Here is a 22,397-nt window from a genome sequence, read left to right on the forward strand (position 1 = left end):
TCAATAAGCAATTACAAAAATTCTCTTGGGTCGGTTATTACTCCGGTAACAGCAGCGGCAGCAGCGGTAAGCGGGCTGGCCAGCAATGTGCGGGCTCCCGGTCCCTGACGACCTTCGAAGTTACGGTTCGAAGTAGATACTGCGTATTTGCCTTCCGGAATTTTATCATCGTTCATTGCCAAACAAGCTGAACATCCCGGTTGACGAAGTGCCATGCCTGCTTCGGTGAAGATTTTATCCAGACCTTCTGAGATGATTTGTGTTTCTACTGCTTTTGATCCAGGTACTAACCAAACAGTTACATCGTCGGCTTTCTTCTTACCTTTCACAAATTGAGCGAAAGCGCGGAAGTCTTCGATACGTCCGTTTGTGCAGCTTCCCAGGAATACGTAGTCAACTTTTTTACCTTTCATCGCATCACCCGGATTGAAATCCATGTATTTCAATGATTTCAGGAAAGTAGTCTTGTCAGTTCCCTGGAGTTCGCTTCCTGTTGGAATTGATTGGCTTACACCAAGACCCATTCCCGGATTGGTTCCGTAAGTAATCATTGGTTCAATGTCAGCTGCATCAAACACATATTCAGTGTCGAATTTTGCACCTTCATCTGATTTCAATGTTTTCCAATAGGCTTCAGCTTTATCCCAGGCTTCACCTTGAGGAGCGAATTTGCGACCTTTAACGTAGCTGATGGTGGTTTCGTCCGGAGCGATCATACCACCACGGGCACCACTTTCAATACTCAGGTTACACAAAGTCATACGACCTTCCATGGTCAGGTTGGTGATGGCAGAACCTGCATACTCTATGAAGTGACCTGTACCCCCACTGGTCGAGATTTTAGAGATGATATAAAGTGCGATGTCTTTAGCAGTTACGCCTTTACCCAACTGACCTTCAACAGTGATGCGCATTTTCTTTGGTTTTGGCTGCATGATACATTGGCTGGCCAATACCATTTCAACTTCTGACGTACCGATACCGAATGCGATAGCACCGAAAGCACCGTGAGTAGAAGTGTGGCTGTCACCGCAAACGATGGTCATACCCGGCTGGGTCAAACCCATTTCAGGCCCGATGATGTGAACGACACCGTGACCGTCGCTACCTAAACCGTAGTGTGTAATGCCGTTGGCTTCGCAGTTCTTTTTCAACATCTCAACCTGGTTGCGCGACAACTCATCAACAATACTCATGTTTTGGTTGATGGTTGGAACGTTGTGGTCGGGGGTAGCAGTGGTTTGATCCGGACGGAAAACTTTCAGTCCGCGAGTTTTCAAACCTAAAAAAGCTACCGGGCTGGTCACCTCGTGGATAAAGTGACGGTCGATATACAATACATTTGGGCCTCCTTCAACTTGCTTCACCACGTGGGCATCCCAAATCTTATCAAATAATGTTTTAGCTTCCATAAAATTATTTTTTCATCCAGGCTACATCCTCGGAGAGGTAGCGTTGTGCGTATTTAGTTTTTATTTGACGTTATTTCCTACTTATACTTTCATTTTGTTGACAGCGTCCAGGAAGGCTTCAACTGCAGCGGTGATAATATCGGTGTTGGCACCAAAACCGAAATATTTTACACCTTCAAAGTCAAGTTCCATGTGCACTTTACCAACATCGTCGCTTCCGCGGGTGATCGCCTGGATCAGGAACTCTTCCAGAATTACGTGGCGTTTCACGATCTGTTTCACTGCATTGATAGCAGCATCAACCGGACCGTTACCCGAAGCGGTAGCGTTGAATTTTTCGCCGGCAATGTCCAAACGAACAGATGCCATTGGTTGCAGGGTTTTTCCGGTTACAACTTGCAGGAAGTCCAATTTGATGCGACGTTCTTTTTTCTCCGTATCGTCAACCAACATCGCAACATCGTCATCACGGATGTCTTTTTTCTTGTCGGCCAATTCCAGGAATTTCTCGTAAACTTCGTCCAGTTTTTCTTTGGTTAATTCGAAGCCCAACACTTCCAGACGGTGTTTCAAAGCAGCGCGGCCACTACGGGCAGTCAATACAATTGACGATTCGTTGATCCCAACTTCAGTTGGATCGATGATTTCGTAGTTTTCGCGGTTTTTCAACACGCCGTCCTGGTGAATACCGGATGAGTGCGCAAACGCGTTACGACCAACAATTGCTTTATTCGGCTGAACCGGCATGTTCATCAGGTTCGAAACCAAACGGCTGGTTTTGTAAATATTCTTTGTATTGATGTTGGTGTCGATACCTAAAACAGCGTAACGGCTCTTCAGGGTCATCACCACTTCCTCCAAACTGGTGTTACCGGCACGTTCGCCAATACCGTTGATGGTTACCTCGGCCTGACGTGCACCGTTAATAATACCGGCGATGGTGTTGGCAGTTGCCATACCCAGGTCGTTGTGACAGTGCGTTGAAATGATCGCATTGTGTACACCTTTTACGTTGTCGATCAGGTATTTGATTTTTTCACCAAATTCGTAAGGCATGGTGTAACCGGTTGTGTCCGGAATGTTAACCACCGTCGCACCAGCTTTGATAACCGCTTCAACTACGCGAGCCAGGTATTCGTTCTCTGTACGACCTGCATCTTCAGCATAGAATTCAACATCTTCTACATATTTCTTGGCGTGTTTTACCGCGCGAACGGCACGCTCGATGATTTCATCAGGATTTGAGTTGAGCTTGTGATGAATGTGGTAATATGATGTTCCAATACCGGTATGGATACGTCCTTTTTTGGCGTATTTGAGCGCTTCGGCGGCAACATCAATGTCTTTTTCTACAGCACGGGTGAGGGCGCAAATTGTTGGCCAGGTAACCGCTTTAGAAATTTCGACTACTGAATTGAAGTCCCCCGGGCTTGAAATAGGGAAACCGGCTTCGATCACGTCTACGCCCAATTCCTCCAAAGCTCTGGCCACTTCAATCTTCTCAACTGTGTTTAACTGACACCCCGGAACCTGTTCTCCGTCTCTCAATGTGGTGTCAAAAATGTACAACTTGTCGCTCATGATGAAATGATTTGTTTTATAATCTGTTACTTTCTTTTTAGCATTAAAAAAGCCACTCTCAGCTGAGAATGGCTCTATGTTATTTCTTATAATTAATTACACCCATACCATTCTCAGTCGCGCATCCAGAGTAGAATACCGAGAAGAATACCGAGAATAGAAATGGTGCTAATTTTTGTCATCTCCAAAAGATTTCCTGCAAATATCACAATTTAATTTTAAACTGAAAATTTTTGCCCCGCTAATTTTACAATCTTAAAGAAAAAGATTCCAATTGCTTATTGAGCAATAAAACAAGCAGTTGAGAAATTGTCAATCAAACCAAATAAACATTGACATTCGAAAAAAGTTTTCGGAGGAAAAGCTCTTTTATAACACATTCTGTGGGATTGTGCTGTCAATACGTAAGAAGAAAGTGTTAGTGTCTGATATTGAATGTTTTTTAATATTTGGGCATGGGTTGTGTTACGCTTAACTCCGGAATCTCTTCCTGTTTTTCAAAATAAATGGTTGCGATCGTTTCGGTATGGTCGTCCCAAACCAGCGGTGGGCAGGTTAGGGTGAGGTGCTTGCCCCGAATTCTTGAATAGCGGATTTTGTCCACATTTTCGATTCCGGAGTAGAGCGAGCCTTCAACATGATGGATGATGTAGTCTTTTTCGCGATTGTACTCGTAGGTTCCAAAATAGGAAATTCCTTTGAGATCGCCCGTGCACTGAATTCTGGGCATAAACTGGATAGAATAAAAACCGGTATTGGAGTAGATTACAAGCCCGGTTGCATCTTCACCGTAAGGATAAATTACTTCGCCGTTTTTTGTTTTCACCTCAAACGACTTGAGTTTCCATGTTCCAACTATTAAACTGTTCATATCGCATCGGTTTTTTAGGTTACTTAATTTTAACCTTTTTAAAGCAGATTGCCAACATGTTCTGGATGCATGCTCACCGGCGAAGGCGGGAGCTTTTGGTATAAAAAAAGCCCGCCAAAAAAATGACGGGCTTTCCAATATTATGAATCGTTTTATTAAACGATTTTTTTCATTGCAGTCATTGATTCGCGCAATTCGTAACCAATCAGTTCAACAGGGTGGAAACGGATGATTTCGTTCACAGCGATCAATTGTTTGTTGTCAACGCCATTGTCGTAACCTTCGCCGTAAGTTTCACCAATCACATCAGTATCGATGGTTTTCATGAACTCAGTCAACAGCGGTTTACAGGCGTGATCGAACAGGTAGCAACCGTACTCTGCAGTGTCAGAAATCACACGGTTCATTTCGAATAATTTCTTACGAGCAATTGTGTTCGCGATCAGCGGAGTTTCGTGCAGTGACTCGTAGTAAGCTGATTCTTCTTTGATGCCAGCTTCAGTCATGGTTTCGAAAGCCAATTCAACACCGGCTTTCACGAAAGCAACCATCAAGACACCATTGTCGAAATATTCTTGTTCGCTGATTTCAACGTCGCCGGCAGGAGTTTTTTCGAAAGCAGTTTCTCCGGTCGCAGCACGCCATGTCAACAGGTTAACATCATCGTTTGCCCAGTCTTTCATCATTGTGCTTGAGAATTCGCCACTCATAATGTCGTCCATGTGTTTTTGGAACAACGGACGCATGATGCGTTTCATATCTTCTGACAATTCGAAAGCTTTAATTTTTGCTGGGTTCGACAAACGGTCCATCATGTTAGTGATACCACCGTGTTTCAAAGCTTCAGTAATCACTTCCCATCCGTATTGGATTAGTTTTGAAGCGTATCCCGGTTCGATTCCTTTTTCGATCATTTTGTCGAAAGAAAGGATAGAACCTGTTTGCAATAAACCACAAAGGATTGTTTGCTCACCCATCAAGTCTGATTTTACTTCAGCAACGAAAGATGAACGCAATACACCGGCGCGGTCGCCACCAGTTGCTGCACAGTATGCTTTCGCGATTTCCATACCGTCACCGTTCGGATCGTTTTCAGGGTGAACAGCGATCAGGGTAGGAACACCGAAACCACGTTTGTATTCTTCGCGAACTTCAGAACCCGGAGATTTTGGAGCAACCATCACAACAGTGATGTCTTTGCGGATTTGCATGCCTTCTTCAACGATGTTGAAACCGTGAGAGTAAGAAAGAGCAGCACCTTTTTTCATCAATGGCATAACAGCGCCAATCACGTTGGTGTGTTGTTTGTCCGGAGTCAGGTTGATTACCAAATCAGCAGTTGGAATCATTTCTTCGTAAGTACCTACTTTGAATCCGTTTTCAGCAGCGTTTTTGTATGATTGACGTTGCTCTTTAATTGCAGCTTCGCGCAGTGTGTAAGAAATATCCAAGCCAGAGTCGCGCATGTTCAAACCTTGGTTCAAACCTTGAGCACCGCAACCAACGATAACGATTTTTTTACCTTCCAATTTTTTAACACCATCAGCAAATTCAGCCTTATCCATGAATTCGCAAGTTCCCAATTGTTCCAATTGTAAACGCAATGGGAGCGTGTTGAAATAGTTTGCCATTTTTTGTGTATTTAAATGATATGATTTAAGTCTGTAAACTCAACTTACGTTGTGACCCGTTTCGGGTTAGGAAATCGGGTTTTTAATTTTCGAATACAAAGCAACAGAATATTCAGAAGAAAGGCGAGTAAAAAAGCTTGAATTTTTGGTAATTTTCATGGATTGTCATGCGGGGTTTGAAATGATTCGTCGTGTCTTTCTTAAAATTCAGCCGTTTAAGCTTTGTGTTGAAAGTTATTTGATTGGTAATTTTTTATTTTGAGAATCCATTCACGCAAAGACGCTAAGTCGCAAAGGTACTCGTTACTCCCGAATAGAAATTAATTGACAGCCCGACAACTGATGACAACTACGACAACTTGACATGTGAACAAGATCCGGCTTTCATCCCTCTTGGAGATTCTTTCGAAATCATGAATATTTTATTTTGAAACAGCTTGAGATCTGTATTGCAGTGGTGAATATCCGCTTTCGCGTTTGAAGAATTTGGTGAAATACGACTGGTCTTCAAAGTTGAGCTGGTGTGCAATTTCGGCCACACTCAGGTTGGTGTGAACCAGCAGCCGCTTGATTTCCAATATTTGTTTTGCCTTCACGATCTGGCTCGATGTTTTTCCGGTCAGACTCTTCACTGTTTGTGTGAGGTGATTGGGTGTTACAGCCAGCATCTCGGAATATTCTTTAAGCGAAAGGTTTTTGTGGTTGTTTTCTTCCACCAGGTGATAAAACTGTTTCACCAGGATGTGGCCTTTGCCTTTTCCGGCCATGTTTTCGCTCGAGCGGTAACGGCTCGCACAAGTCATCAGAATGAGGTCTAGAATAGATCGGAGCAAATCCAGTTTGCCCGGATCGTCGCTGTTGAGCTCGCTGATACTTCGTTTGAATAGGTTTTCGAGAAACTGAACGTCCAGCTGGTTTTCCAGTCGGAGCGGAGGGTTATCCTGCTTCAGATTATAGAAGAAGGGAAACTCAATCAGGCTGTTTTGATTGCTCCGGTTGACGAGGTAGAAATCGGCCGTGAAAATGAAAATGTAGCCTTCAATATCGTGCGAGAATTCAATCTTGTGGGCCTGCCCCGGCGACATGAAAAATACGCAGGGCGGGTTGATCTCGTATCGGTTTCCATCAATCACATGAAAGCCTGAACCGCGCATCAGGTAAAGCACTTCAAAGAAATCGTGCCGGTGCGGGTATTTCACGCTGAAGTGGCGCTTGGCATCAAACACTTCAACCTGAAACTGCTGACTTTTCCGCTCGCTGGAGCTGAAATTGTCGAGGCTGTAAACCGGTAAATGTTCGTTGATGGAGTTCATAAAGGCTGTTGTTGTAAAAAAGAAAGTGAGGGTTTGACTTTGAGTCATGCCCTCACTCTATCAAATATTGGACTAGTCCATTGCTTCCAATAAAGCGTCGCGTTCCTTCAGGAACTCCGACAAACGCTCAATCGGGTCGCGTGTAATCGCGATGCGGCCAGAGCGGATGAATTGAAGAACGCCGAATTGAGATAGATCGTCAAACAATTGCTTGGTTTCTTCTTTATGCCCGGTTTTTTCAATCACCGTAAATTCTTTGGTGATTTCCAGGATGCGTGCACCCGAGTTGCGAACCATGTGTTCAACCTTGTCGCTTTCGTATAATGCTTCAGTTGGAACTTTGTACAAAGCCAGTTCCTGAAACACCATTTCGTCGTTGGTGTGGTAGAAGGCTTTCAGTACGTCAACAATTTTTTCCAGTTGACCAACCACTTTCTTCACGCGCTCTTCCGTTTCGTTAATCACGATGGTGAATTTTGAAATTCCCTGGATTGCCGACGCTGAAACGGTCAGGCTTTCGATGTTGATTTTACGACGTGTAAAGTTGATGGTCAGGCGGTTCAATAGCCCGATATTGTTTTCCGAATAAACGGTGATGATAAATTCTTGTTTCATTGTGTCTTCTTTTTAAGATTAAGCTTCAAGAATGATATCGGATACCGATGCCCCGGCCGGTACCATTGGGAATACGTTGTCTTCTTTTTCAACAACAACCTCCAGTAAGTAAGGGCCGTCGTGCTCCATCATTTTTTTAACTCCTGCTTCCAGTTCTTCGCGTTTGGTCACTTTGTGAGCCGGTATTCCAAAACCGTTGGTGATCATGATGAAGTCCGGGTTTTGCAGCTCGGTAAATGAGTAGCGACGGTCGAAGAACAGCTGTTGCCATTGGCGAACCATCCCCAGGAAGTTGTTATTCAGTAAAATGATTTTAACCGGAAGCTTGTTTTGTGCAATTGTTCCCAGTTCCTGCAAAGTCATCTGGAAACCACCATCACCAACGAAGCAGCAAACAGTGCGATCTTTTGCACCCAGTTGCGCGCCCATGGCTGCCGGTACACCGTAGCCCATTGTTCCCAATCCACCAGAAGTCACGTTACTTTTCGATTGTGTGAACTTGAAGTAGCGGGAAGCAATCATTTGTTGCTGGCCTACGTCGGTCACCAAAACCGCATCGTGGTTTGCTTTTTCAGAAACCATGCGAACAGCTTCACCCATTGTCAAACCTTCTTTGGTAGGGTATGTGTCTTTCTGAATGACTTTTTCCTGTTCAATTTTATCGCAGTCACGGAACTCTTGTAACCAGGCTTCGTGTTTGTTTTCCTTTACGTTCATCGTCAACATCGGAAGCGATCTTTTGGCACTGCCCAAAACGCCAACGTCAACTTTGACGATTTTGTTGATCTCGGCCGGATCAACTTCCATGTGTATGATCTTAGCGTTGGTGGCGTAAGAACTTACTTTTCCGGTTACCCGGTCGTCGAAGCGCATACCAACAGCGATGATCAGGTCGGCTTCGTTGGTTTTAATGTTTGGTCCATAGTTTCCGTGCATACCCAACATCCCAACGTTCAACGGGTGGTCTGATGGAAGTGCCGAAAGGCCGAGCAATGTCCAAGCTGCAGGAATACCTGTTTTTTCGATGAACGCTTTCAGCTCTTCTTCAGCATTGGCGATGATGACACCTTGTCCGAAAAGCAGCAATGGTTTCTTAGCAGCATCGATCAGCTCGGCAGCTTCTTTCACTTTGAAAGGATCCACTGCGTATTCCGGAATGTATGAACGAATCTTTGTACATTTTTTATATTCGAAATCCAGTTCCTGGAACTGTACATCTTTTGCAATGTCGAGCACTACCGGCCCCGGACGGCCCGACTGTGCAATATAAAATGCCTTGGCAATTGCTTCAGGGAGTTCTTCAACACAAGTAACCTGGTAGTTCCATTTGGTTACCGGCATAGTGATCCCGATTACATCCGACTCCTGGAACGCATCGGTTCCCAAAAGAGGTGAAGCTACCTGGCCGGTGATACAAACCAGCGGAATTGAGTCGATTTGTGCGTCGGCAATTCCGGTGACCAGGTTGGTGGCTCCAGGGCCTGAAGTGGCAAAACAGACTCCGGCTTTACCGGTTACTTTGGCGTATCCTTCGGCTGCGTGGACGGCGCCTTGTTCGTGACGGGTTAGAATGTGCTTGATTTGCTTATCGAAATCATACAGGGCATCGTAGATTGGCATAATCGCTCCGCCCGGATACCCGAAAATGGTATCAACGCCTTCCTCCAGTAATGAAAGGATAACAGCTTGAGAACCTGTAACTCGTTTTGTTGCCATATAGATACGTGTTTTGTTGGTTACTAATCAATTAAGCGAACTGCACCTCTGTCGGCTGATGATACCAGGGCGGCATAGGCTTTCAGTGCTTTACTAATATTGCGTTGGCGGTTTTGAGGAGTGAACGCGTCTTTTCCTCTCGCCTCTTCTTCTTTTCTTCTTTGATCCAATTCTTCCGGACTGATCAAAACATTGATCTTACGTGCCGGAATGTCGATCTCGATCGGGTCGCCGTCTTTAATCAATGCGATGGCGCCTCCTGCTGCTGCTTCCGGAGAAGCGTGGCCGATAGACAGACCGGATGTACCACCCGAGAAACGTCCGTCAGTTAACAGCGCACACTGCTTGTCCAGTTTCATGGATTTCAGGTACGATGTTGGGTACAGCATTTCCTGCATACCCGGACCACCTTTGGGGCCTTCGTAACGAATGATCACCACATTGCCGGCTTGTACAGCATCGCCCAGGATTCCGTTTACGGCATCTTCCTGCGATTCGAATACGCGGGCTGTTCCTTTAAATTGGTATACCGAAGGATCAACACCTGCCGTTTTCACGATACAGCCGTCTTCGGCAATGTTGCCGTACAGAACAGCCAAACCGCCGTCTTTGTTGTAGGCATGTTCCATGTCGCGGATACAGCCACCGGCGCGGTCTTTATCAAATTCTTCGTAATAAGTTTCCTGTGATCCCAAAACCAGGTTGCGGAATCCACCCGGAGCCGATTTGTAGCGTTGCGTATCTTCTTCTTTTGCCGTTGGGCTCATAATGTCGTATTTGGCAAGCGCTTCAGCTAAGGTCAAACCGTCGGCACGTGTCACAGAGGTATCGAGGTGGCCACCGCGATCCAATTCAGCAAGAATTCCGAGAATTCCGCCGGCACGGTTCACATCCTGAATGTGGTAGTGACCGTTTGGTGCAACCTTGCACAGGTTGGGGGTTATTTTCGATAATTCGTTGATTCGTTTCATGGTAAAATCAACTCCGGCTTCATGTGCTACAGCCAGAATGTGGAGCACCGTATTGGTCGATCCTCCCATTGCAATATCCAATTTCATGGCGTTTTCGAACGCAGCTTTTGTTGCAATATTTCGTGGAAGTACCTTGTCGTTGCCGTTTTGGTAATAATCGTAGGTGATTTTTACGATTTGCTCAGCCGCTTTTTCGAACAGGCGTTTGCGGTTGGCATGTGTAGCCAGAACCGTTCCGTTGCCGGGAAGTGCAACACCCAAAGCTTCGGCCAAACAGTTCATGGAGTTTGCAGTGAACATACCCGAACAGCTTCCGCAAGTGGGGCAAGCATCGCGCTCAACGCGTGACAAGTGTGATTCGTCAACATTTGGATCGGCAGCCAGTACCATGGCATCAACCAGGTCGTATTTTTTACCGTCAACAACGCCGGCTTCCATCGGTCCACCCGATACAAAAATGGCTGGGATGTTCAGACGCATGGCGGCCATCAGCATTCCCGGTGTAATTTTATCGCAGTTTGAGATGCAGACCATCGCATCCACCTTGTGGGCGTTACACATGTATTCAACGCTGTCGGCAATTACGTCGCGAGAGGGCAGGGAATAGAGCATCCCGTCGTGTCCCATCGCGATTCCGTCGTCAACAGCAATAGTGTTGAACTCGGCGGCAAAGCAACCTTGTTTTTCGATTTCTCCTTTAATGTATTGCCCAATGTCATGCAGGTGTACGTGTCCCGGTACAAATTGTGTAAATGAGTTTACGATCGCAATCATGGGTTTTCCAAATTGCTCTTCCTTCATCCCGTTGGCACGCCACAAACTGCGCGCTCCGGCCATCCGTTTACCCTGGGTGGTTGTAGCTGATCTTAACTTATTCTGCATTTCTTTCAGTGCTTAAAATTTACGTTCTAAAAAAAAGCCCTTCTCGTTTTGGAGAAAGGCTCAATTTATATTTTGACTCAACAATCGATGGCCTCTCTCTCAGGTTTTTCTAAGAATGACAAGGAGGCGGACCACCGGAAAATATGTCGAGTAATGTTTCATATATGTAATGTATTAAAAATAAAAAAAGCCATTCTCTTTTGAGTGAGAATGGCTATCAGATATACCTACGTGCAACATCCTCACTTCGCTTGCGAAATGACAACGACGAGAAGAATAACAACGTTAGATATGATAGCCGATAATTTCATCCTTTATTTTTTACAATGAAGCAAAAGTATGAATTAATTCGGAAACGCAAAATTAAATTGTAAGTAAAAAACAGATTTTCCTATAGATCCAATAGTCAAACATACAGTTGGCGAATAAACTAATATTAAGGATGAGCCTTTTATTCTTGTTGTTTGTCTGATTATTCAGAAGACAACTGACAGATGGTTAAGAATATTCTGCTTTTAAAACCATTTGATTATTATGAAGAATAAAAAAAAGAAGATATTTGAACGGAAAACAAGTGAAGAAAAATGACAGAACAGGATCTGAAATTTATGCGCAGAGCCATTGAGCTGGCTGAAAAAGGGATGGACAGCAATGCCGGTGGACCCTTTGGCGCTGTTGTTGTCAAGGATGGAGAAATTGTTGCGGAAGGATTCAATCAGGTGACTTCGAAGAATGATCCAACGGCTCATGCGGAGGTGATTGCAATACGCGAGGCTTGCCAAAAGCTCAATTCATTTCAATTGAAAGGTTGCACTGTTTACACCTCGTGCGAACCCTGCCCGATGTGTTTGGGGGCCATTTATTGGGCACGTCCCGATCGGGTTTTCTATGCTTGTGATCATCGTGATGCGGCGGCGATCGACTTCGACGACAGTTTCATTTACCAGGAACTGAAGCTTGAAATTACTGATCGTTCGATTCCTTTTTCGCAGTTATTGCGAGCCGAGGCACTTCCTGTTTTCGAGAAATGGCGAAACAACGGTCAAGCAATAAAATATTAGGCTTTGCGTTTGCACCACTGGATATCGGTGTGGATTTACAATTTGAAATATTAGCTAAAAAAGAAAAATATGGGAAAGAAAATGTTAGGCTCGAAATCAAACGAGTTTCTCGAAAATTTATGGTTGTTGTTGTTACGGGCCGGTTCAGGAGCATTTATGCTCACACACGGGGTCCCGAAACTGATGAAGTTGATTTCAGGCGATACTTCTTTTGCCGATCCGTTTGGTATCGGGCAATTACCGTCGTTTGTTCTGGTTGTTTTTGCCGAGTTCTTTTGCTCTGTGCTGGTTATACTTGGTATCACAACCCGATTGGCAACCATTCCGATTATTATTACAATGGCCGTTGCCGCGTTTATGATTCATGGCGGACAGGGATTTGCCAAGCAGGAAATGGCCCTGCTGTACCTGTTGCTTTTCACCACTATTTTAGTGTTTGGTAGCGGTCGCTTTGCCCTGGGCAACCTGATTCGCGGTAACTAGGAAAATAATACGTTTTAACGAAGAGATGGCTGAATTCGCTTGAGGCGGATTACAGCCATCTCTTTTTTGTTGAAGGGAGAACAGGTATTTTTGAATGATAAGTTGTTGGGATGAATCATACAGAAAAGCATATTCCAGAACCGTTTCGCTTCAATGCATTTAAGCATCACCGTAACTTTCAGTTGATGGCTTTGGCCGATGCTTCCGAAGAATTGATTGACCAACAGCTGGCACCGGTTTGTAATAACTATGTGGATGTTTACACCGGGGTGTTATCTCCTGCTGATATTTGCGCTGAGATTGAGATGCTCTTGAAAAAGATTTGTGTCTTTGAAAAGGACGAATTTACGGGGTGGCTCCGAAGCAATCGTGGATATCAGGAGCTTCGTTTGTCGGACGATTCGCAATGGATTGTTCGGGAAGGAATCGATTCAGTTTGTTACATTCATATTCACCCTGCACGCACCGGCGCTCATCATATTCGGTACAAAGGTTCTACTTTGAAAACAGTATTTCTTTTAAAAATGGCGGGGTTTGAGGCTCCTCAACTGGAAGACGTAAATCGCTTGCGTCAGCAAGTTGGCCTGTCGCCGGTTGCGCGATTGGCAGCTAAAAAGGGAATTCTGAAATGTTTCCAGGAGTTCTTTCGTTAAGCATCGCAGGACTGACTTTTACTTGCCAATCACCAAAATTTCTGCTCCTCGTATTTTCCATGGTTGATCAGTGGAATTACTTTGCTGCTGGTCGGAGGTCGCTCTAAAGGTACCACGGAAACGGAAATCAAACAACATGAACCTTATTTTGCCTGTTAACCGTAAATAGAGTTGACTGGTTTTGGAAAACAATCAATCGAACTGCGCTATATGATGACGATGATACCAATAAATGTTGAAAGTCATTCCGGTTACCAAACCGGCGAGTATCCGGTTTGGTTCTTTTGGAACAAGGTGCGTTTTGTTGTAATTAAGATTACGGATCGATGGTACCAAATGGATGTGGCCGGCAAAGAAGCAGTGGCTAATTATTTTAAGATCTGCACCAAAAGCGGCTTGTATTTTATCATGAAGCACGACACGCAAACCGGCAAGTGGTACCTGGTGACGCCCGAGGATAAAGAAGGTTTATTCACCCTGCCTTATGACCGATTGAATTAAAATGCAAAAAGAGACAGCGGCAAAGTCAACTTGCTGCTGTCTCTTTTTGCAGTATCGTGTCGTTTCCCCGATTCTATTTTGTTGGATCTACGCCAAATTGCCAAAGGAGGAATGAGTATTCGTCGGCTAATTGGTCGATATACTGGTCGAGTGTTGAGCCGATTCCATGCCCGGCTTTGTAATCCACCCTGAACAGAATCGGATTATTGCTGGATGTTGCTGCTTGCAGGCGGGCTGTCATCTTTGCCGAGTTCCATGGAGTGACCCTGGGATCGTTGATTCCGTGGGTAATCAGCACAGCCGGGTATTCAACTCCGTCTTTCACATGATGATAAGCACTCATGGCCAGCAAGCCTTTGAATCCGTCTTCATCCTTAACGGTGCCAAATTCCTGGATGTTCGGGATGCCATTGGTGGTTGTTTCCATGCGGATGGCGTCGGAAAGGCCAACATTGATAATTGCCGCTTTAAACAAATCGGGTCGGTCCGTAATTGAGCGCCCGATTGTAATTCCGCCGGCACTTCCGCCTTGCCCGGCTAGCATTTTGCTTGATGTGTATCCATGTTCTACCAGGTATTCACCACAGGCGATAAAGTCTTTCCATGTGTTGGGTTTGTTGAGCATTCGGCCGGCCATGTGCCAGTCTTTTCCGTATTCGCCACCACCGCGAATATGAGCCCATGCCCAAACACCGCCCTGTTCGAGCCAGGCTATTATTCCCGGGCTGTAAAAGGAATTGTAAACCATTCCGTACGAGCCGTAGCCCTCAAGTAAAGTTGGGTTTTTACCGTTAAGTTTGATTCCCTTCTTGTGTAAAATAGAGAGTGGGACTAAGGTTCCATCCCAGCTTTTCGCCATTACTTCTTCGGCGACGTAGTCATCGGACGAATCGTATTTTCCAGGTGGAATCAGGTCGGTTTTTTCGTAGGCTCTTGATGTTGGATCATAGCTAAACACTGATGGTCCCTGAACCCACGAAGATGTGCGAACCAGTATCTTGTTAGTTGCAGGGGAGATTCCGACCAAATTAAGGGCTTTGTCTTCAATTTGAATGGTCTCAACTTTATCGGGGGCACTGTAATTTATCTGGAGCAGTTTATCTGTACCGGCGTCCGTCACCTCGACGAACAAAGCGGCGAACGAGGATGCGAGCGTACTGATTACCGATTTACTCTCGGGAACGATGACCTCTGCAGTTGCAATGTCCGGATTCTTCAACGAGGTTGAAATAATTTTGAAGCGAGGCGATTTGTGAGCCGACTGAAGATAAATGTCATCCAGGTGAACTGCGTAATCTGTGACTTCATCCTCCACGTCGCAAATTTTTGCCCACGGAATATCCGACTTTAGTAGCGTGTTAACTGGCGCGGTGTATAGCGTAAGCTCGTTTGAGTCGCCGTGTTTGATTTTAACAACGGCATAATCAGAGTTCGGAGCCAGGTAGATACTGGGGAAGTCCACATCGCTAAGTTCCATTTTATCCGAAAGCTCGTATCCGGCTATGACCTGGTCACTATTGGCGTCCGTGTTTAATTGGTGGAAATAGACTTTTGTTTTTTTGTAGATTTCTGTTTCGGGGGCGTCAGCAGCCAGTAATTGTCGTCGACTGTAGAAAAATCCACTGTCGTCGGGAAGCCAGAAAGGGCGGTTGTAAGCAGTTTCAATCCGATCGATGGTTTCCGGAAGCGCTTTGCCGGTTGACACATCCAGAATATGGTAGACTGTTTCTTCAGACCCGCTTTTGGCAAGTCCGTACACCAGGTAGTTTCCGTCGGGTGAAGGCGTGTAGTCGGCAATAGAATAGTGGTCGCCTTCGCTGGTACTCAGCAGACTGGGGTCAACCAAGAGTTTGTCTTCGCCCTGGCCGTCTCTCAGGTATAATTTCAAAAGACTTTCGCCTGATATTCGTTTCAGGAAAAACAGTTTCCCGTTTTCCAGCATGCGGTATCCACCGGAGCTGTAGGGTTTGCCGGAATAGAGTTCGTGCAGGCGTTCTCTTAATTGTTCTCTGCCTGGCAAGGTATCCAAAATAGACGCGGCATAATCCGCTTGTCCTTTTATCCACGCCTGAACTTCGGGGGCGTCCAGGTTTTCCATGTAGCGGTAGGGGTCCTCAACTTTTACGCCCCAATACTCGTCTTCAACATTATCGATTTTAGCAACAGGAGGAATTTGACCGAAGGCTTGGCTGATCTGAAAGAACATTAAAGAAACCAGGGGCAAACAAGGGAAAAGTAAACGTCGTTTCATAAGAAATTTTGAAAAGGTCGGAAAGAGCCGGTTGGACGGCAAGCAAAATGCATTGTTCGATTTAATGCATCAGGCACAGAGGTTTTCACAAGGTATGAACTTGAGACAGAGCTTTTTCATACAGGGAAAACGTCAAAAGCGAAAATATGTTTAGAAAAATCCGACTTTCTTTCGCAAAATTTCAGATGTAACTATTTAGTAAATAGGCGAAAATCCCGCACTATTGATGCTCGATATCAACCAGTAGTTGCTCGATGGTTTTAATGGCCTGGCTTTGGCTGCATGAAAAATTATTCAGGAGAATGGCGAAAAGCACAGTTCGTTTGCTTTGTGTTTTTAGTTGGCCGGCAAATGACCGAACCCGAGTCATGCTGCCGCTTTTAGCCCGGAGTGCCTGCCTGGGGAAATTGTTTTGGTTGAAGTACCAAAGTGTTCCGTTGGGGACAGTTGGCAGGCTGTTGAAAAAAGCTTCACTGTTGACACTTTCGTTTTTCATGTAGTTCAGCATAAAAACCATCTGTTTGGCCGAAATGGTGTTGAAACGAGACAGGCCGCTTCCGTCTTCCATAAACAAACCTTTGGTGTCCATGCCTTTTTGTTTCCAAAATTCGGTGACCAAATCAATCCCGGTTTCGGTTGTCCCAAGTCCCGTTGTTACATAGGCCATGTGTTTCAAAAAATGCTCAGCAAAAAGATTGACACTCTCGTGATTTGTGACGTCGATAATTTGAGAAAGTCGAGGCGACTTGATCGTTGACACCGTAACGAGGCCTTCCGGTTTTTCAACAATGTCGCAACGAACTTCGCCCGACATATCGATTTGTTTTAAAGCCAGTTCCTGCATCAGTTGAGTACCGACCAAAAGCGGAGGGTCCGGAATTGAAGCCTTCACAGCAAAGTCAGTCCTGTCTTTAGGAATGGTGCCGCGAATAACGCGTTTGGTATCAAGCGGGCTTCCAAAAACGTAGGCCTGATCCCGGTTTTCGTCCGACGAAAGTACCCGGTTGTCAAAGTCCACGTTGGGCAGAACCGGGAGTGTGTATTCAATTCGGGTTTGTTCTCCGGCTGTCGCTGGCGACGAGAAATGAATGACATAGGTATTGTCGTAAGCACTCAACCCAAAAACGCCGGCCCCGTAATAGTTCCCCATGTCTTCCCAGATCCAGGTTGCGGGAATACTTTGGTCATCATACACCGAGGAATCAATGATCAGGTTGCCGGTAATGTGTTTGATGCCCAGTTTTTCAATGACTTCAGCCCAGTGCCCAACGAAGTTTTGATAGGGTTTGTAGTCCTTGAAATATTTCGAGCCCAACGCCGGATCACCTCCTGCAACGATCACTAAATCACCATTCAGTGTGTCGCCACTTAGTTTACCGATGTAGGCCAGTTTGGTCTCAAATTGATAATCGGCTCCTAAAAGTTCCAATGCAGTGCTGGTGGTTATTAATTTGAGTATTGACGCTGGCGCCATGCTTAGTTGCGGTGTGGAAGCTCCCAGTAATTCTCCCGTTTTGGCATCGATGGCATAAAAACCGATGCTGGCTTGATCCAGCACACTTGTTTTGCTCCACTCGTCGAAAATGTGTTGAACGCTTTCTTTTTCCTGTGCTGTTACAAATGTTGGTAAAAGACAAATCAATAGCGCCAGTAGGGCCAATCGGGGGTATTGTTTCATGGTATGTTTGTTTTTCGATTCTCAAAAATAATGGAATGAACGAGACTGCCTCGCTTCGAAGCTGGTGTAATTAAGCTGAAAGTTCCTTTTTCGTAGAAAATTTCTACATCAATAACGTGGAATCTACATCATTTTGAGAAAATATTTTAGCTGTGCCAAACTTGATGTTTGTTCTCAAGTGATTGTTTGTAAGTGTTTTTGGTTGGGTTTCGGATTTGCGTGTCCGCTTTTGGCACGTTTTTCCGATAATAGATTACCAGCGAACGATAAACAATCAAATTTTCAAACACAATTAAAATTTTAAGTCATGAGAAAGACAATTTTATTTTCAGTAGCAGCGGTAACACTTAGTTTAATGGCTCCTCAATTCGCAGGTGCGAAAACAAATGATAAAGCCATCACTTCAGTTGAAGTAATGACACAGGATGTCACTTACCAGGAAATTGAAACAACGGCCTTACCGGAGGCTATTAACACAGCCCTGTCGTCGAAATATTCAGGTTACAGCCTTGATAAAGCCTGGAAAGGTGACGACGGATCTTACAAAGTAGCAATCAGCAGCGGAGATATGAAATATGATCTTTTCTACACAGAAGCGGGAGAGTTAGTTAAAGTTGAGAAACCAACGGTCGAGTAATGATTCACCACGCTTGAAACTCACCGAAGAATTTAACCGACAAACGTTTTTTCAGGGTGTGAGTTTTCAGAAAGCAGGACAACCTCTGCAACGCTATTCAGCGGGCAGAGGTTCTGTGCGTTCTGCCGGTTCGTACCATGTTTAACTTTTAAATGCCAATAAGCCAATGCGAAATACTTTGCCGAAATAAAACGCGTATGAATAAAATCTTGATCGTTGATGATGATATTGCTTTCGGCCAAATGTTGCAGAACTATTTGACCCGAAACCAATTTAAGGTGAAAATCCTGCATTCACCTGGAGAAGTACAACAGCATATCCGAAAGAATTTTTACGATTTGGTGCTGACTGACTTGCGTATGCCCGATTTTAGCGGTATGGATATTATTCGAATTATCAGGCAAGAGTCGATGAAAACCAAGATCATTATGATGACCGGTTATGCGGATATTACCACCGCCATACAATCCATTAAGCAAGGAGCTTACAATTATATTCCCAAACCTTTCCAGCCTCAGGAGCTCATGAATATGATTCGCGAGGCGTTGAGTTCAGGTTTGAGCAAAACATCAATTAAAAAGAATCCTACTGACAATAACTCTCTGCCTGATTTTTTCGAAGGAAAAAGCAAGCCATCGAAACGTCTGAATAAGCACATTGATTTGGTTGCCCCCACGCCCATGTCGGTATTGATTTTGGGTGAAAGCGGTACGGGTAAAGAATATGTTGCCCGCTCTATTCATCAAAAAAGCAAAAGGGCAGAGCAGCCTTTTGTTGCTGTCGATTGTGGTGCCATTCCGAAAGAGTTGGTAGCCAGCGAATTTTTTGGTCATGTAAAAGGTTCGTTCACCGGCGCTGCAACCGATAAAACCGGCTACTTTGAGTCGGCAAACGGCGGGACGCTCTTTTTGGATGAAGTGGGGAATCTCTCGTACAACACACAGATCCAATTGCTCCGTGCCCTGCAGGAGCGCAAAGTGAAACCGGTTGGTAGTTCGAAGGAAGTACCCGTTGATGTGCGAATTATCGCGGCCACTAACGAAGATCTGAAATCGGCCCAACAGGACGGGCGGTTTCGGGAGGATTTGTACCACCGGTTAAATGAATTTCAGATCGATGTGCCATCCCTCCATGAGCGCAAAGAAGATGTGATGGCGTTTGCCCGGTTCTTCCTGGACCAGGCGAATGCTTATTTATCGCGTAATGTGGCGGGATTTGAGCCTGACGTTGAGGCGGCCTTTGAACGTTATAGCTGGCCCGGTAATTTGCGCGAGATGAAAAATGTGATCAAACGGGCTGTGCTGCTGGTGCCCGGCGAGCAGATTACCTTGAATGAGATCCCGGAGGAGCTTTATCAGATCTCCGGCAAGGAAGATAAATTCACCTTGTACAGCGAAACAAACGAGATAACCTTGATTGAGAAAGCACTGGAAAAGGCGGATTATAACAAAAGCAAAGCGGCCCGAATATTGAAAATCGACCGCAAAACACTCTATAATAAGTTGAAGTTGTACCGGATTGAGTTACCGGAAAAACAGAACGGCAACTAATCGGATTTGGCTATTCCCGAAAGCTCATCGCTACAGGTGATGTTGTTTAATGTGCTCGAGTACCGTTTTGATTTCGGCATGAGCTAGTCTGCCGAACTCAAAAAATCGGGAATCGCTGATTTCGGGATCGCCTACACGTTCCAGTGGCACCAGAAGTGTCGTAATTTTTGTGGCCTGGATTTGTCGGAAGGTCGTCAGCATTTTGTGAGCGATTTCACAAGCTTCGTTTCGATTGTTCGCATCGAGCTGTTGTTTGAATGAACTGGCGTTCTGCTCAGCTGATTCAACGAACATTTTCAAAAGCTTGGCTTGATCCGATTTTTCCGGTCCTGCAAAAGCAAGCAGTTGGTCGATTGAATATTGCATATTGTTCCTTCCTTTTTGTCAAATTGATAGTCTCATGGGCAATGTTCCGGATAAAACTGTCGCTTTCGTTATTTTTTCACCCGGTTTCAGCAGCGGTTTCTTACACTTGTTCAACCGCGGTTTTTGCTAAAAAGCACATAAGCTTAAAAAACGATTATTTTGCTGTGTAAATATTTGTTAAATAATTAGTTAGCTGCTTGTTTTCTTCCGATTATACAAAACCTAAACTTCCAAAATGAAGTAGATAAACAATGAGAAACTAATTTACAAACTTTAAATGGGACGTTATGAAAGGTAATACGAGCTTATTAAAAATTTACATTTCGGCTTCCGACATGATCGGCAAAAATTTGTTGTACGAAGAAATTGTTCGGGAAGCCCGCGATTTTGGATTGGGCGGTGCCACTGTCTTCCGCGGTATCTTGTCGTTTGGCGCCAGTCACTCTGTTCACAGCGTTAAAATGGTCTTCCCAACGAACCAGGTTCCGGTAGCGATTGAAGTTGTGGATGAGGAATCAAAAATTGAAGCGTTCGCCGCTAAAGTGAAAACCCTGCTCGACAAGTCGGAAAAGGGCGCTTTGGTGACAATTCAACATCTTGAAGTATTGGAATATAGACGGGGCAAAAAGTACAACGAGTTTGCCAACTTTTAAAGTGGATTTTGGTTCATGAATTCGGGTTAAATTAAAGTTATTCCTTAGCGACCGACTCAAGGAAAATGTAGGGGATTTATTATATTTGTTGCGGCTTTTAAAAAAGCTGACTTTAATCAGTCTTATAAGGTTATATATTAAGTTTAATTCAAAACCATAAATCATGTTAATTAGTAACGTTGTTGGTAGAGAAATCCTTGATTCTCGCGGAAATCCAACTGTAGAAGTTGAAATCACTTTGGAATGCGGCGCTATTGGTTTAGCAGCTGTACCATCTGGTGCATCAACAGGTGAAAACGAAGCCCTTGAATTGCGTGATGGCGACAAAGGCCGTTACCTTGGAAAAGGTGTTTTGAAAGCTGTTGAGAACGTAAACACAGTGATTGCGAAAGAAATCATTGGTATGGACGCCTCTAACCAAGTTGCTTTGGATGCCGCTTTGTTGGCTCTGGATGGAACTAAAACAAAATCTAAATTGGGTGCAAACGCTATGTTAGGTGTTTCATTGGCTGCTGCTAAAGCTGCTGCTAATGCACTTGGTTTGCCTTTATATCGTTACATCGGTGGAGCAAACGCAAAAACTTTGCCTGTTCCTATGATGAACATCATTAACGGTGGTTCTCACTCTGATGCTCCTATTGCATTCCAGGAATTCATGATTCGCCCAATCGGCGCTCCATCATTCCGTGAAGGTCTGCGTATGGGTGCTGAAGTATTCCACAGCTTGAAAAAAGTATTGCACAAACGCGGTTTAAGTACTGCTGTAGGTGACGAAGGTGGTTTCGCTCCTGCATTGGACGGTACTGAAGACGCTTTGAACTCAATCATCGAAGCAATCAAAAACGCTGGTTACAAACCAGGTCGCAAAGAAGACGGTGGTGATGTTTCTATCGCTTTGGACTGTGCTGCTTCTGAATTCTATGCTGATGGTATCTACGACTACAGCAAATTCGAAGGACCAAACGGTGCAAAACGTTCTTCTGAAGAACAAGCTGCTTTCTTGGCAGAATTGGTTGAAAAATTCCCGATCGACTCTATCGAAGACGGTATGGACGAAGGCGACTGGGATGGTTGGGTTGCTTTGACTAAAATCTTGGGTGACAAGTGCCAGTTGGTTGGTGACGACTTGTTCGTAACTAATGTTGAATACCTGAAAAACGGTATCGAATTGGGTGCTGCTAACTCAATCCTGATCAAAGTAAACCAAATCGGTACTTTGACTGAAACTTTGGACGCTATCGAGATGGCTCACCGCGCTGGTTATACTTCAGTAACTTCTCACCGTTCAGGTGAAACTGAAGATTCAACGATCGCTGACATCGCTGTAGCTACAAACTCAGGTCAAATCAAAACAGGTTCATTGAGCCGTTCTGACCGTATGGCTAAATACAACCAATTACTTCGTATCGAAGAACAATTGGGTGCTTCAGCTATCTACGGATACAAAAAAGTATACAAGAAGTAATTCTGAATACACGATAAATTTGAAAAGCCGCTTCCGAAAGGAAAGCGGCTTTTTGTTTTGTTGGGAGTTTGAAAGCCAGTCGTTCAAAATCCTCCGATTGTAAAAAA

Annotated in this window: 19 protein-coding genes; 8 read left to right on the forward strand and 11 right to left on the reverse strand. The window is 44.7% G+C overall.

Annotated features, from left to right (window positions below):
- Positions 1-11 precede the first annotated feature (11 nt).
- The 8 genes from leuC to ilvD form a co-directional block, all read right to left on the reverse strand.
- Positions 12-1,412: a 3-isopropylmalate dehydratase large subunit gene (gene leuC / locus BC643_RS19060; RefSeq protein WP_120274872.1), complete on the reverse strand. Its 1,401-nt coding sequence runs from the start codon at positions 1,410-1,412 to the stop codon at positions 12-14.
- An 81-nt stretch (positions 1,413-1,493) separates the two neighbouring features.
- The gene (locus tag BC643_RS19065) at positions 1,494-2,993 is read right to left on the reverse strand and encodes a 2-isopropylmalate synthase (RefSeq protein ID WP_120274873.1); all 1,500 of its coding nucleotides are present in this window, start codon (positions 2,991-2,993) and stop codon (positions 1,494-1,496) included.
- A 442-nt stretch (positions 2,994-3,435) separates the two neighbouring features.
- Positions 3,436-3,864 carry a lipocalin-like domain-containing protein gene (locus tag BC643_RS19070; RefSeq protein ID WP_120274874.1) on the reverse strand — a complete coding sequence of 143 codons (429 nt, stop codon included), beginning with the start codon at positions 3,862-3,864 and terminating at the stop codon, positions 3,436-3,438.
- A 155-nt stretch (positions 3,865-4,019) separates the two neighbouring features.
- Positions 4,020-5,495, reverse strand: a complete 1,476-nt coding sequence (ilvC, locus tag BC643_RS19075; RefSeq protein ID WP_120274875.1) for a ketol-acid reductoisomerase — start codon at positions 5,493-5,495, stop codon at positions 4,020-4,022.
- Between the two features lie 422 nt (positions 5,496-5,917).
- Entirely contained in the window at positions 5,918-6,856 is a 939-nt protein-coding gene (locus tag BC643_RS19080; RefSeq protein ID WP_120274876.1) for a helix-turn-helix domain-containing protein, read from the reverse strand.
- Positions 6,857-6,880: 24 nt separating this feature from the next.
- On the reverse strand, positions 6,881-7,423 hold the full coding sequence (ilvN, locus tag BC643_RS19085; protein WP_120274877.1) for an acetolactate synthase small subunit: 543 nt from the start codon (positions 7,421-7,423) through the stop codon (positions 6,881-6,883).
- A gap of 18 nt (positions 7,424-7,441) precedes the next feature.
- Positions 7,442-9,139 (reverse strand): biosynthetic-type acetolactate synthase large subunit, encoded by a 1,698-nt coding sequence (gene ilvB, locus BC643_RS19090; RefSeq protein WP_120274878.1) that lies wholly within the window; start codon positions 9,137-9,139, stop codon positions 7,442-7,444.
- A gap of 23 nt (positions 9,140-9,162) precedes the next feature.
- The gene (gene ilvD / locus BC643_RS19095) at positions 9,163-10,992 is read right to left on the reverse strand and encodes a dihydroxy-acid dehydratase (protein WP_120274879.1); all 1,830 of its coding nucleotides are present in this window, start codon (positions 10,990-10,992) and stop codon (positions 9,163-9,165) included.
- Between the two features lie 584 nt (positions 10,993-11,576).
- On the opposite strand from ilvD, the gene BC643_RS19100 reads away from it, so the two are divergent.
- From BC643_RS19100 to BC643_RS19115, 4 genes are all read left to right on the forward strand, one after another.
- Positions 11,577-12,053: a nucleoside deaminase gene (locus BC643_RS19100; RefSeq protein WP_120274880.1), complete on the forward strand. Its 477-nt coding sequence runs from the start codon at positions 11,577-11,579 to the stop codon at positions 12,051-12,053.
- A gap of 69 nt (positions 12,054-12,122) precedes the next feature.
- On the forward strand, positions 12,123-12,536 hold the full coding sequence (locus BC643_RS19105; RefSeq protein ID WP_120274881.1) for a DoxX family protein: 414 nt from the start codon (positions 12,123-12,125) through the stop codon (positions 12,534-12,536).
- A gap of 110 nt (positions 12,537-12,646) precedes the next feature.
- The gene (locus BC643_RS19110) at positions 12,647-13,189 is read left to right on the forward strand and encodes a hypothetical protein (RefSeq protein WP_120274882.1); all 543 of its coding nucleotides are present in this window, start codon (positions 12,647-12,649) and stop codon (positions 13,187-13,189) included.
- Positions 13,190-13,399: 210 nt separating this feature from the next.
- Positions 13,400-13,690, forward strand: a complete 291-nt coding sequence (locus BC643_RS19115) for a hypothetical protein (RefSeq protein ID WP_147377275.1) — start codon at positions 13,400-13,402, stop codon at positions 13,688-13,690.
- A gap of 73 nt (positions 13,691-13,763) precedes the next feature.
- Here BC643_RS19115 and BC643_RS19120 read toward each other — a convergent pair whose 3' ends face one another.
- Positions 13,764-15,941, reverse strand: coding sequence for a prolyl oligopeptidase family serine peptidase (locus BC643_RS19120; RefSeq protein ID WP_120274884.1), 2,178 nt, complete (start codon positions 15,939-15,941; stop codon positions 13,764-13,766).
- A gap of 220 nt (positions 15,942-16,161) precedes the next feature.
- Positions 16,162-17,619, reverse strand: a complete 1,458-nt coding sequence (gene dacB, locus BC643_RS19125; RefSeq protein WP_120274885.1) for a D-alanyl-D-alanine carboxypeptidase/D-alanyl-D-alanine endopeptidase — start codon at positions 17,617-17,619, stop codon at positions 16,162-16,164.
- 307 nt (positions 17,620-17,926) lie between these two features.
- On the opposite strand from dacB, the gene BC643_RS19130 reads away from it, so the two are divergent.
- Both BC643_RS19130 and BC643_RS19140 read left to right on the forward strand, forming a co-directional pair.
- Positions 17,927-18,256, forward strand: coding sequence for a hypothetical protein (locus BC643_RS19130; protein ID WP_147377276.1), 330 nt, complete (start codon positions 17,927-17,929; stop codon positions 18,254-18,256).
- Positions 18,257-18,453: 197 nt separating this feature from the next.
- Positions 18,454-19,806, forward strand: a complete 1,353-nt coding sequence (locus BC643_RS19140) for a sigma-54-dependent transcriptional regulator (protein ID WP_120274888.1) — start codon at positions 18,454-18,456, stop codon at positions 19,804-19,806.
- Positions 19,807-19,836: 30 nt separating this feature from the next.
- Here the strand turns inward: BC643_RS19140 and BC643_RS19145 are convergent, their stop codons facing one another.
- Positions 19,837-20,172, reverse strand: coding sequence for an Hpt domain-containing protein (locus BC643_RS19145; RefSeq protein WP_120274889.1), 336 nt, complete (start codon positions 20,170-20,172; stop codon positions 19,837-19,839).
- 287 nt (positions 20,173-20,459) lie between these two features.
- Here BC643_RS19145 and BC643_RS19150 point away from each other — a divergent pair, with 287 nt between their 5' ends.
- Entirely contained in the window at positions 20,460-20,825 is a 366-nt protein-coding gene (locus BC643_RS19150; protein ID WP_120274890.1) for a DUF190 domain-containing protein, read from the forward strand.
- A 163-nt stretch (positions 20,826-20,988) separates the two neighbouring features.
- Positions 20,989-22,290, forward strand: a complete 1,302-nt coding sequence (gene eno, locus BC643_RS19155; protein ID WP_120274891.1) for a phosphopyruvate hydratase — start codon at positions 20,989-20,991, stop codon at positions 22,288-22,290.
- Positions 22,291-22,397 lie beyond the last annotated feature (107 nt).

Source organism: Mangrovibacterium diazotrophicum, assembly GCF_003610535.1.
In the GTDB taxonomy this organism is placed as follows: Bacteria; Bacteroidota; Bacteroidia; order Bacteroidales; family Prolixibacteraceae; genus Mangrovibacterium; species Mangrovibacterium diazotrophicum.